Consider the following 11,566-nt stretch of genomic DNA (forward strand, 5'->3'; position numbering starts at 1 on the left):
AAGTTTCACATGATAGGAGGTTTTAAGCATGTCTGTAGAAGAGAAGAAAATGAAACAGGAAACTGCTTCTAAAATGGTTGATGTATTGGTGAGTAATGCTAAGAAAGCTTTAGAGGAAATGAAGAAGTTAACCCAGGAGCAAGTTGATTATATTGTAAAAGAAATGGCTCTAGCAGGACTAGATCAACATATGCCTCTAGCAAAATTAGCTGTTGAAGAAACCAAGCGAGGTGTCTATGAAGACAAAATTATCAAGAATCTATTCGCTACAGAATATATCTACCATAATATCAAGTATGATAAAACAGTCGGCGTAATTAATGATCAAACCCAAGAAGGTATGGTTGAGATTGCTGAACCAGTTGGTGTTATAGCTGGTGTTACACCTGTAACGAACCCTACTTCTACGACAATGTTTAAAGCAATTACTTCTATTAAAACAGGTAATCCTATTATCTTTGCTTTTCATCCATCTGCTCAACAATGTAGTAGCGAAGCGGCTCGAGTTGTTAGAGATGCTGCCATAAGAGCAGGAGCACCAGAAAACTGCGTGCAATGGATTACCCACCCATCTTTAGATGCAACCCAACAATTGATGACACATGAAGGTGTATCATTAATTCTTGCCACTGGGGGTGCAGGGATGGTTAAATCCGCTTACAGTTCCGGAAAGCCTGCTCTTGGAGTAGGACCTGGAAATGTACCTTGTTATATTGAAAAAACAGCAAATATAAAACGTTCTGTAAATGATCTTATTCTTTCCAAAACGTTCGATAACGGTATGATTTGTGCTTCAGAACAAGCTGTTATCATCGACAAAGAAATTTATCAAAATGTGAAGCAGGAAATGGTGAATAACAAATGCTATTTCTTAAACAAGGACGAAATAGCAATGGTAGAAAAACTTGTAATTAACGAATCATCCTGTGCTGTGAATGCTGACATTGTCGGAAAGCCAGCTTATGAAATAGCAAGAATGGCAGGTATTGAAGTGCCTAAAGATGTGAAAATACTAATAGCTGAATTAAAAGGAGTGGGGCCAGCTTATCCTCTTTCTCGTGAAAAGTTAAGTCCAGTTCTGGCATGTTATAAAGCGAACACTACCGAGGAAGGATTAAAAAGAGCTGAAGAGATGCTTGAGTTTGGTGGGTTAGGTCACTCAGCCGTTATTCATTCAGAAGATCAACAAGTGATTGACTCATTTGGAATACGGATGAAAGCAGGACGTCTTATTGTAAATGCCCCTTCTTCACAAGGTGCAATTGGAGATATTTATAATGCCTATATGCCTTCCCTTACTTTAGGATGCGGTACGTTTGGAGGAAACTCTGTGTCCACAAATGTAGGAGCTGTACACTTGATCAATATTAAAAAAATGGCTAAGCGAACTAACAATATGCAATGGTTTAAAATACCGCCAAAAATATATTTTGAGAAAAACTCCATTCAATACTTGGCTAAAATGCCTAAAATATCGAAAGCATTTATTGTAACAGATGAGGGAATGGTCAAATTAGGTTATGTAGATAAAATTCTTCATTATCTACGTAAACGCCCTGACTACGTACATTGTGAAATCTTTTCAGATGTAGAGCCAGACCCATCTAGCGATACAGTTATGAGAGGTGCTGAAATGATGAAGCAATTCCAACCAGATGTGATTATTGCACTTGGTGGAGGCTCAGCTATGGATGCAGCTAAAGGAATGTGGCTTTTTTATGAGCATCCAACCACAGATTTTGGTGGGTTAAAACAAAAATTCCTAGATATTCGAAAACGTGTTTTTAAATATCCTGAATTAGGATTACAAGCGCAATTTGTAGCTATCCCAACTACATCTGGAACAGGTTCTGAGGTCACATCCTTTTCCGTTATTACAGATAAAGAAAATAATGTGAAGTACCCTTTAGCAGATTACGAATTAACACCTGATGTAGCAATCATTGATCCACAGTTTGTCATGACGGTTCCTAAGACAGTTACGGCAGATACCGGAATGGATGTATTGACACATGCTATTGAGGCTTATGTCTCTAATATGGCAAATGACTATACAGATGGATTAGCTATTAAGGCTATACAATTAGTTTTTGACTATTTACCTAGAGCTTATCGAAATGGGGATAAAGATGAAGAAGCAAGAGAAAAAATGCATAATGCTTCTACCATAGCTGGTATGGCTTTTGCCAATGCATTCCTAGGAATTAACCATAGCTTAGCCCATAAGTTAGGAGCAGAATTCCACATTGCTCATGGTCGCTCTAATGCCATCCTGCTTCCACATGTCGTGCGGTATAATGCAACAAAACCGACCAAGTTTACGGCTTTTCCAAAATACGAACATTTCAAAGCAGACGAAAGATATGCAGAGATTTCTCGGATTCTTGGCTTGCCATCTCGCACAATAGAAGAAGGAGTAGAAAGCTTAGTTCAAGCGATTATTCGTTTAGCAAAAGAACTTAATATTCCAATGAGCATAGGAGAGAATGGTGTAGATGCGAAGGAATTTGAGAGTAAAATAGAGCAATTAGCAGACCGTGCATTTGAGGATCAGTGTACAACAGCAAATCCAAAAATGCCGCTTGTGACAGAATTGGCTGAGATCTATAGAAAAGCTTATAAAGGCGTATAAAGGAAAATACTCAAATGAATCGGGAGCCAAAAGCTCCCGATTTTTATATGGATGTCAATTCCTATTAAAGTCCTACATGGTCACAATTATGATAGCTTTTAAACATACTTATGAAAAAATATCATCATTAAATTATACCATTTTCAACAGATTAAGGTTACAATTAAACTGTCGAATACTAGATTACAATCAAATATTAAACCTAATGGAGGTATTCTCACATGCAAAAGAGTTTTACGAAACTATTGTTTTTGCTATGCGCTTTTCTTCTTTTTTCTGGACTATCTACGTTTGACCATGAAAGAGCAGTAGCGGAATCTGATGTCAAAGAAACCTCACAACAAGAAAACCTACATAAACGTTATCCCCTTGAAATCATGGAGCCTGTTCGAAAGAGCATGAGAATTAATAAGCATTCAACTGAAAAGGACGAAGTAATCATGTCCAGACCAAAAGTGGAAATCTTAGAACGGTACTACTTTGGAATCAATAAACCTAAAATAGGTTATGATGTAAAAAGGGCCGTTGAGGCTATTTTCGGTTATGATTTAGATGAGATCTCCTCTTACTTATATCATGCGGATGATAAATCGTTCTCTAGGGTTTCGACACATGCTAGTAAACAAGAGGCTTATTCTGAAGAAATTATGAAAGGTGTTCGAAAAAGCCTAGGCATAAAAAAGGATTCGGATTCCATGGACGAGCAAATAATGGCGATGCCAAAAGCAAAAGTCTTTGAACATTACTTTAATGGTACGGCGAATGAAAAATACGCCCAAGAAGCAAAAGAAGTTATTTTGAACATTTATGGGATAAACCTACAACAAATTTCTGGTCTGAAAAATATGGGGATTTCCATTGCATCAAAAGGTATATGGATTACCCATTCTGAAACGGATTTGTTTGTGATTCACTCTACTACGGATGATGTAGGTGTTAAAATTTATCCGACAGAATACTTTAAGTCTAGTACAGGAACCTCTAATTTACCAAACGATGTAAAAAATCAAATTAAAGAATTAGGTTTTTCCTATGATAATCAGATAGGCGCTTATTATTATGAAAACCCTAAAGGTGTATCCGTTCCTGATCAATTTAAAGGGAAAGTAGTTCAATCTCTTATAACTGAAATTAAAAGTGAGTATGCCTATTTAGTAGAATAATGTAATAGTAGATAAATAAAAGCCTCCTAGATGACGCTTGCTAAGGGGGGCTTTTTATGACCTTTATAATTTATATATAGTAGTGAAAGGGTAGAAAGTGAATGTTACATGTTTTATTTACTACAACCTTTCTTATAAAGAAGCTACCTTCAACTAGAAGTAAACATACCACCATTAATATGAATAAATTGTCCTGTCATATAGGTCGAATCATCTGATGCTAATAGAACATAACTTCCAACATGCTCAACAGGTTGGCCCGGACGTCCCATTAGGGTGCTCTTACCAAATTCAGAAACCTTTTCTTCGTCAAATGTTGCTGGAATTAAAGGTGTCCAAATTGGACCTGGAGCAATACCGTTTACTCGAATTCCTCTGTTAACAAGCTGTCTAGCCATAGAGCGAGTAAATGCAACCACTGCCCCTTTAGAAGAAGTATAATCTACGAGATGTTCATTTCCTACATACGGATTTATAGAAGCTGTATTAATTATAGAACTACCTTGTTTCAAATGCGGTAAAGCTGCTTTTGTCATGTGGAACATAGAGAAGACATTCGTTCGAAAAGTTTGTTCAAGTTGTTCTGCAGTGATGTTTTCTATATCATCTGTTGGGTGTTGTTCCGCTGCATTATTTACAAGGACATCAAGCTTTCCTAAATGATCAACAGTTTGCTCTACTAGTTGTTTACATGTTGATTCATCTCCAACATCCCCTGGTAAAAGCACAGCGCTTTGACCTTCAGCCTCAATCTTTGCTTTTGTGTCTTCTGCATCTTCGTGTTCGTCTAAGTACGATATTGCTACATTCGCACCTTCCTTCGCGTACCCTATTGCCACTGAACGCCCTATACCGCTGTCAGCACCTGTTATAAAAGCAACTTTTCCTTTTAATTTATTACCACTCTGATAATCTTCATCTGCATGAAGAGGTGAGGGATTCATTGGATTTTCATAACCTGGTTGTCTTTGTTGTTCTTGTTTAGGTTGTCCTTCTGTATGTCTATCAAAACGATTGCTCATCTATAGTAACCTCCTGTAATTGGTGTTATCCTAAATGTGGAAATGTTCGATTCAGATGTTTAATTCCACATATCATGCTTTTTAAACGCAAGGTTAAGTTAAATCAATAATGTTGGGTAAGATAAGTTATTTAAGATAAGAGGAATAATCTTGAAGAATTGGGTTCGAGTTAATTGTAGTGGTCCGATGCGTAAGAAGAAGAGGGCTGGGTAGGAAGCAACTCGCTTTCCTGCTGCCCTACACGACGTAGTAGTTCAACGTTGTCACACGATGTGACGGTCTTAGTTGAACCTTCCCTAATCATTGGTCTCACCAACCTCTTTCTCCTGCGGGAATCTCGCAGTTTCCTATCCAACCCTGCCGAGCTGTTGTAATTGGACCCACGCAAATACAAAGGACATCTTCTAACGGACATATATGCTCTTATTTTCTGTAAAAACCCTCTTTTGGAGAGGCTAACGGACATATAGTATCTTATTTGTGAAAAAACACACTTCATTAAGGTGATTTTTGCTAAATAGCGAAATGAATGTCCGTTACAAATGGAAAACACCCTTCAAATCGAAGAATAAGAGACTATATGTCCGTTAGTATAGCATCACTTTGTGTCATAAACCATTCCTTGTTTCAGGAATACCCTCATTCAGAAAACGTCCGATTCTAATCTGGCCATGTTTCTGTTCCTCTCTTCATCGCGGGAGGTGGCCGTGGAACAAAGAGACTCACGAGAAAGACGTAGGCAAGACCCCGCTAAGCCCTGCTTTATCTCGAACCCAAGTCTTCAACATAAGGGGGCTAACATAGAGTACTGATAATAAATTTAAAAAAAGCTAAATAAAAAAGCACATTCAATCATACCTAATGATTGAATGTGCTGATTAAGCTTTACTATTAGTTAGCTTCAGAAAGTGCTTCTTGTAATTCGAATGTGCGTACTTTTCTAGGGAGGAAGCTGCGGATTTCATCTTCGTTAAACCCTACTTGCATACGCTTTTCATCTAGTAAAATAGGGCGTTTTAGAATGCTAGGGTTATCTTCGATTAGTTTATATAAATCTCGCATGGATAGGTCTTCAAGATCAACGTCGAGATTTTGGAAGACTTTTGAGCGTTCAGAAATAATTTCTTTTGTTCCATCCTCTGTCATGCGGATAATTCCCTTAATCTCTTCTATAGATAGAGGTTGAGAGAAAATATTTCGTTCTTCATATTCTAGATTATGTTCGTCCAACCATGCTTTTGCTTTACGGCAAGAAGTACAACTTGGAGAAAGATAAACAGTAATCATAATTATACCTCCTATTACTTATATAGGGTAACGTAACTCATTTAATTATTTTTCATGTTATAGAATGTCTCGAATTAAAGATGTAATCTACCTTACATCATATTGAACGGTTCCCTAAAAGGGTATTATAAAAACATCTTTTTTTCAAGATATTTTAGATTCCAATATATAGAAGTTAGGGTGTCCCTATTTTAGAGGCAAGAAATCACTTATTTTTCCAACGTCTATGTTTGCTTCTTTAAGTGCTGAAGAAATAAATCGTGCAAACTCAACGGCATATTCTCCATCTCCATGAATGCAAATCGTATTTGCTTTGATCGGTATATCTATCTTTTGTTGAGAAAGAACTTGTTGCTCTTGAATCATACGAATGACTTGTTTTGAAGCGGTTCTATGATCAGTTATGATTGCATTTGTTTCGCTTCTTGGAGTAAGGGTTCCATCTTGTTGATAGGTCCGGTCGGAAAAAACTTCACTCGCTGTGCGGAGGTTAAGGTTGTTTCCGGCATGATAAAGCTCAGTACCAGCAAGACCAAATAAAATAAGATTGGCATCAACATTATAAACTGCTTCAGCAATTGCAGCTGATAGCTCTTTATTTTGTGCGGCCATATTATAAAGAGCACCATGCGGTTTAACATGTTGCAAGGAAGAACCTTCTGCTTCAACAAAAGCTTTTAAAGCTCCGATTTGGTACATTACGATTTCATATGCTTCCTTTGGAGAAATGTCGATGGTGCGTCTACCAAACCCAACCAGGTCATCAAGTCCGGGATGTGCACCTACACCAACTCCATGCTCTAGAGCCAATTGAACCGTTTTTCTCATTGTAGAAGCATCTCCGGCATGAAATCCACACGCAATGTTAGCGGAAGTAACGTATTGTAAGAGTTCTTCATCATAACCTTTTTTGTATGTTCCAAAGCTTTCCCCCATATCGCAATTTAAATCAATGATATTCATTGGAATCCCTCCTGGATTGATTTTAAATGTATGCCTTGCGCTAATTGTTGTAGGTTTGATTCTCGCTCAAGAAATAGTTTTTGTGCCTTCTCAAGTGAAATCTCTTCGAAGGTGATGGTGGTTCCTGGCTTCATTTGAGCTAATACTGGTAAATCCACGGTAGCTACTTGTGCTATTTTAGGGTAGCCGCCAGTTGTTTGTCTATCTGCCATAAGAAGTATAGGTTGTCCATTACTAGGTACTTGTATGGTGCCAAATGCCACGGCTTCTGATTTTAGCGAGATTTCTTTATTTAATGTTAAAGTAGAACCTTCTAAGCGATATCCCATACGATCCGATTGACTACTTATAGTGAATGATTCAGAGAAAAGGCTTTGTTGACTTTCTTGAGTGAATAAGTCATATTCTCGCCCTTTAATGATTCGAATAGGGTGAAGGCTATTGCTTTGAAACGGAGCAGCAAATTCTGAAGCCACATACCATTTCATTTCTAGAAAACGTTCATCATTAGTTGTTTGTTCTTCTAGTTCCTTTATTTTAGTCTCAATAATAGGAGAGGGGGTGCCTATGCTAAGGTTGTCTTGAGCTTGTAAGGCGCGTCCTTTAAATCCACCTATACCAGCCCTGAGATATGTTGATTTACTCCCCATCACTTCTGGAACCTGGAATCCCCCTGCTACAGCAAGATAAACTCGACATCCTTGCTGGGCCTGACCTAATGTAAGTGTGCTCCCTTTTTTTACAAAAATAGGACTCCATTGTTTGATTGGGCTATCATCAATTCTTGGAGATAAATCACCGCCACACAAAGCAATAATAGTGTTTTGTTCAAATACCAGCGTAGGTCCTAGCATGGTTATTTCTAAAACTACTTCATGTTCACTGTTACCTACAAGCAAATTTGCAATACGGGGGGATACAGGATCCATGACACCGCTCATAATGACACCATGCTTTTGATATCCAATACGTCCTTGATCTTGAAGGGTGGAAAGGAGACCTGGCTTTTTTACATAAATCATGCCTCATCCTCCTTATAGGAATCAAATTCTTGTTTCGTAATAGGTTTAAATCTAATAACATCCCCTGTTTTTAATAAGGTTGGTGACTCTGATTCAGGTTTGAAAAGAGGGAGGGGGGTGCGGCCGATTAACTGCCATCCTCCAGGTGTTTCTATTGGGTAAACACCAGTTTGGTTACCAGCTATCCCTACAGAACCGGAGGGTATTTTAAGTCTTGGGTTATCTTTTCTGGGAGTGGCTAATGCCTCTAGCATACCCCCTATATACGGAAAACCTGGAGCAAAGCCAATCATGTACACCAAGTAGTTCCCTTTTGAATGCAAATCTACAATTTGTTCTTCAGATAGGTTGTGATAATCAGCCACATAAGGGAGATCGGGTCCTAGTTCGCCGCCATAACACACAGGAATTTCAACTGTACGTCCAACTTCTGAATAGTTTTCCTCAAGGTTATCAAGGTATGGTTTTAATTGGTTTACTGCATGTTCATAAGGTGAGGCAGAGGTGGTTTGATTCGTTTTTGGTAAAACGAGCAATGGGTTGTAAAAGATAGTTACAGTTGTAAAGGCAGGTATGTATTCCGTGACCCAATCAAACGGATGTTGATCTAGGAATGCTACTACACTTTGTACGAGGTTATGAGTGGCAAGGGTGATTTCATTTCCTAATTCAATTACAATGGCGTGATCTCCAAGTGGAGTAAGTGTATAATTCACCATAGGCCTCCTTTATATTGATATATTAAGAAAATTCTTATTTTTTACTATGTTATATGACTAGTGTGTTTAGTTCAAATGAATAACGGAATGTAAGGTAAGGAAAGATTACTTTCCTTAAACTGCTTTTAGTAATAGGAGGTTACATTGTACTTAATCTTTATAAAAGTGTAAAAAAACCTGCTATACAATATAGCAGGCGGATAGACGTATTATTTTCGTTTGAAGCCTTCCTGTTCAAGGTAATCAATAGCCTCATTATAAGTAGGGAATGTACCGTCGAGCATTTCTCCAGCATAAATATTAAATAAACCAAAATCATAAACCAACGTAAGGGTTTGATTTTCTACATTAATAAATTCTTCTTCAAGATCATCCCATTCATCTTCTGGTAACGTTGATAAGGAATCAATGGATGCTCGTACAATATTTTTTAATTCCTCTTCTGAAAAATCACGTATATTGACCATACCACGGTCATCAGTTTCATAACCATCTACATATTCCGCATAGACAAAGCCGTTTCCATTAGGGTGTAAATGATAAACTACATTTTTCTTATCCATGACACTTTCTTCAAAATGATAATTAACTCGTCCTAGTGATACTTCTTTACGTTCAAGTTCTGGGAAATTGTCTATAATGTCTAATTTTTCTTCAAAAGTAAGCATGTTGCCTCCATAAATATGTAGTATTTTTTGTCATTATAACATTGTAATTCTTACATTCAAAATGGCAAAAAGTTTTAATTTTGATGGGCTAGGGAAAAGAATGTTCATAAATTATTGTATTGTTGTTCTTGAAGGAGGATTATGGTGGTATTAAAAGGGGTAAAATTATCTGATGTATCAAAGATTTCCATTTCACTGATACTCGGAGGGTTTGTAATTATAGGCGTTTCTTTCTACTTTTTTGCAGAATTGGCCGAAGAAGTGATGGAGAAAGAGCCTTTAATAATAGATAAACTAGCAATAAATATGATGAATAATATACAACAAGCCTGGCTTGGTAATGCCTTTGGAATGATTACGGAAGCGGGTTCAGTACTGTGGTTGTCGATAGCTTCTGGGTTGCTTTTGGTTTACTTGTTATTTATTTCTGATAAAAGTAAATGGGTAAGTGTCTACTTTTTAGTCAACATGTTAGGGATAAGCCTTTTAACAAAGGTTTTAAAATTAGCTTTTGAGAGAAAAAGACCCGATATTTTAGAAAAATACGATGGTACAGGGTTTAGTTTTCCTAGTGGACACTCTACGGGGGCTATTGTCTTCTATGGGTTTGTTATTTATATAGTGTTTATTACAAATATGAAATCAAGTGTGAAATGGATATTAAATAGTTTTTTAGGTCTACTGATTTTATTGGTGGGGCTAAGTAGAGTATATGTAGGTGTACATTATTTTAGTGATATACTTGCTGGATTTTCATTTGGACTAGCTTGGTTGCTCATATGCATATTAGCATTAGAAGTGACTTTATGGAGACAACAAAGACGGCAAAAGAAAAAGCAAGAGGCCTTATTTAGCTAAGGTTTCTTGCTTTTAGTTTTCCTTTAACAATTTTGTTTCTTCTTTCAGTTGATTTACATCATATTTTTTACCTATTTCTCGTTTCATGAACAGAGCAAGTCCTGCTAATGCTACAATTAATATGCTTAAAATAATAAGACTTTGAGGTTTTAAAGATAGCAAACTAGATCCGAAAAAACCAAATAAAAATGAGCCAGGTAAAGTACCAACAAGGGTTGCAAAGGTGTATTTCCACCACTTCACTTCAACTCGTGCACATATATAGGTAACTAAATCAAAGTTCACACCTGGTAATAGGCGTATCATCAAGACTGATTTAAATCCGTGTTCTTCAAGGTCTTTTTTCAAAGTATATAAATTTTGTTTTTTTTCGTCGCTGATTTGAATTTCTTCAAGAAAATAACGAAGAACGAGTAGTGAGAGCAATGAACCTAAAACAGTACCTGTAACAATATATAATGTACCCATATACCGCCCAAAAAGTAATCCACATGCAACAGCAATTATGGATAGTGGTATTAAAGTGAAAGGACGTATGATAAAGATTAATATAATGACAACAGGTGCCCATATACCAAAGTTTTCTACCCAACTTTCTATGTGGTCAGGTTTAATATGAAGAAACATTTTATTTACAAAGAGCATGCCACCAGCTACGACTAACAAAATAATGATTTTCCATAAAAAGCTTTTTAAACTACTGTTCACTAGAATCCCTTGCCTTTCTTAACTGGGCCAATTGAAATGTTTTATAATCGGTCTATCCCCTAAAAATGATAGGTTAAAACTATGTAAATCTATTCTTTAGTAGGGAGGACACTTGTCCTAGGGTTCTATTATGCATACAATAGGTGAAGGGTACTATACATATATTATGAAAGGAAGAGAATACATGAATAATGAACAAACCATTCAAGTAAAACAATACGAAGAATTGTACTCGATTCAAGCTGTAAAAGGCCAATCCCTGTTAGCTTCTGCATTTGAGCAAGAGGTTCCGTTGGATTTCAAGTGTCAAAAAGGGAATTGTACTCGTTGTAGAGTAGAACTACTTGACGGTGACGATATCGTAAACAATCCTACTCCTAAAGAACATGAAAAATTGGAAGAGGAATTGGAACAAGGATATAGACTTGCTTGTCAGACGGTTCCATTAAAATAATCGGTTTTTTTCTTCTAAATCACAACTTATTACAATACATAAACCCCTGACTCAACAATAGTATGGTCAG

The 11,566-nt window shown here is 36.9% G+C and carries 11 protein-coding genes; 4 read left to right on the forward strand and 7 right to left on the reverse strand.

Annotated features, from left to right (window positions below; all coding sequences use genetic code 11):
- The first annotated feature begins 28 nt into the window (after window positions 1-28).
- Window positions 29-2,632, forward strand: coding sequence for a bifunctional acetaldehyde-CoA/alcohol dehydrogenase (gene adhE, locus GLW08_RS09580; RefSeq protein ID WP_160848396.1), 2,604 nt, complete (start codon window positions 29-31; stop codon window positions 2,630-2,632).
- Window positions 2,633-2,853: 221 nt separating this feature from the next.
- Window positions 2,854-3,795, forward strand: coding sequence for a hypothetical protein (locus tag GLW08_RS09585; RefSeq protein WP_160848397.1), 942 nt, complete (start codon window positions 2,854-2,856; stop codon window positions 3,793-3,795).
- A 149-nt stretch (window positions 3,796-3,944) separates the two neighbouring features.
- Here the strand turns inward: GLW08_RS09585 and GLW08_RS09590 are convergent, their stop codons facing one another.
- The 6 genes from GLW08_RS09590 to GLW08_RS09615 all read right to left on the reverse strand — a co-directional run bounded on the left by GLW08_RS09590 (window position 3,945) and on the right by GLW08_RS09615 (window position 9,476).
- The gene (locus GLW08_RS09590; protein ID WP_160848398.1) at window positions 3,945-4,817 is read right to left on the reverse strand and encodes an SDR family oxidoreductase; all 873 of its coding nucleotides are present in this window, start codon (window positions 4,815-4,817) and stop codon (window positions 3,945-3,947) included.
- An 891-nt stretch (window positions 4,818-5,708) separates the two neighbouring features.
- The gene (gene spxA / locus GLW08_RS09595) at window positions 5,709-6,104 is read right to left on the reverse strand and encodes a transcriptional regulator SpxA (protein WP_160848399.1); all 396 of its coding nucleotides are present in this window, start codon (window positions 6,102-6,104) and stop codon (window positions 5,709-5,711) included.
- A gap of 186 nt (window positions 6,105-6,290) precedes the next feature.
- Window positions 6,291-7,067 (reverse strand): LamB/YcsF family protein, encoded by a 777-nt coding sequence (locus GLW08_RS09600; protein WP_160848400.1) that lies wholly within the window; start codon window positions 7,065-7,067, stop codon window positions 6,291-6,293.
- Complete coding sequence (locus tag GLW08_RS09605) at window positions 7,064-8,089, reverse strand: biotin-dependent carboxyltransferase family protein (protein ID WP_160848401.1); 1,026 nt, start codon at window positions 8,087-8,089, stop codon at window positions 7,064-7,066. Before GLW08_RS09605 ends, GLW08_RS09600 begins: the two co-directional genes overlap by 4 nt.
- Window positions 8,086-8,808 carry a 5-oxoprolinase subunit PxpB gene (gene pxpB, locus GLW08_RS09610; RefSeq protein ID WP_160848402.1) on the reverse strand — a complete coding sequence of 241 codons (723 nt, stop codon included), beginning with the start codon at window positions 8,806-8,808 and terminating at the stop codon, window positions 8,086-8,088. Before pxpB ends, GLW08_RS09605 begins: the two co-directional genes overlap by 4 nt.
- A gap of 209 nt (window positions 8,809-9,017) precedes the next feature.
- A complete protein-coding gene (locus tag GLW08_RS09615; protein WP_160848403.1) occupies window positions 9,018-9,476 on the reverse strand; it encodes a hypothetical protein in 459 nt (152 codons plus the stop codon).
- A 141-nt stretch (window positions 9,477-9,617) separates the two neighbouring features.
- Between GLW08_RS09615 and GLW08_RS09620 the strand changes: the two genes are divergently transcribed.
- Entirely contained in the window at window positions 9,618-10,334 is a 717-nt protein-coding gene (locus GLW08_RS09620) for a phosphatase PAP2 family protein (protein WP_202406260.1), read from the forward strand.
- Window positions 10,335-10,346: 12 nt separating this feature from the next.
- Here GLW08_RS09620 and GLW08_RS09625 read toward each other — a convergent pair whose 3' ends face one another.
- The gene (locus tag GLW08_RS09625; protein WP_160848404.1) at window positions 10,347-11,042 is read right to left on the reverse strand and encodes a VTT domain-containing protein; all 696 of its coding nucleotides are present in this window, start codon (window positions 11,040-11,042) and stop codon (window positions 10,347-10,349) included.
- Window positions 11,043-11,226: 184 nt separating this feature from the next.
- Here GLW08_RS09625 and GLW08_RS09630 point away from each other — a divergent pair, with 184 nt between their 5' ends.
- Complete coding sequence (locus GLW08_RS09630) at window positions 11,227-11,496, forward strand: 2Fe-2S iron-sulfur cluster-binding protein (protein ID WP_160848405.1); 270 nt, start codon at window positions 11,227-11,229, stop codon at window positions 11,494-11,496.
- The last annotated feature ends 70 nt before the right edge of the window (window positions 11,497-11,566 follow it).

The organism is Pontibacillus yanchengensis, from assembly GCF_009856295.1.
GTDB lineage: Bacteria > Bacillota > Bacilli > Bacillales > BH030062 > Pontibacillus > Pontibacillus yanchengensis_A.

Coding starts and splice junctions, on each gene's coding strand:
- GLW08_RS09630 (WP_160848405.1), top strand. CDS start 11,227: ATGAATAATGAACAAACCATTCAAGTAAAACAATACGAAGAATTGTAC.
- GLW08_RS09620 (WP_202406260.1), top strand. CDS start 9,618: ATGGTGGTATTAAAAGGGGTAAAATTATCTGATGTATCAAAGATTTCC.
- GLW08_RS09585 (WP_160848397.1), top strand. CDS start 2,854: ATGCAAAAGAGTTTTACGAAACTATTGTTTTTGCTATGCGCTTTTCTT.
- adhE (WP_160848396.1), top strand. CDS start 29: ATGTCTGTAGAAGAGAAGAAAATGAAACAGGAAACTGCTTCTAAAATG.
- pxpB (WP_160848402.1), bottom strand. CDS start 8,808: ATGGTGAATTATACACTTACTCCACTTGGAGATCACGCCATTGTAATT.
- GLW08_RS09600 (WP_160848400.1), bottom strand. CDS start 7,067: ATGAATATCATTGATTTAAATTGCGATATGGGGGAAAGCTTTGGAACA.
- spxA (WP_160848399.1), bottom strand. CDS start 6,104: ATGATTACTGTTTATCTTTCTCCAAGTTGTACTTCTTGCCGTAAAGCA.
- GLW08_RS09605 (WP_160848401.1), bottom strand. CDS start 8,089: ATGATTTATGTAAAAAAGCCAGGTCTCCTTTCCACCCTTCAAGATCAA.
- GLW08_RS09615 (WP_160848403.1), bottom strand. CDS start 9,476: ATGCTTACTTTTGAAGAAAAATTAGACATTATAGACAATTTCCCAGAA.
- GLW08_RS09590 (WP_160848398.1), bottom strand. CDS start 4,817: ATGAGCAATCGTTTTGATAGACATACAGAAGGACAACCTAAACAAGAA.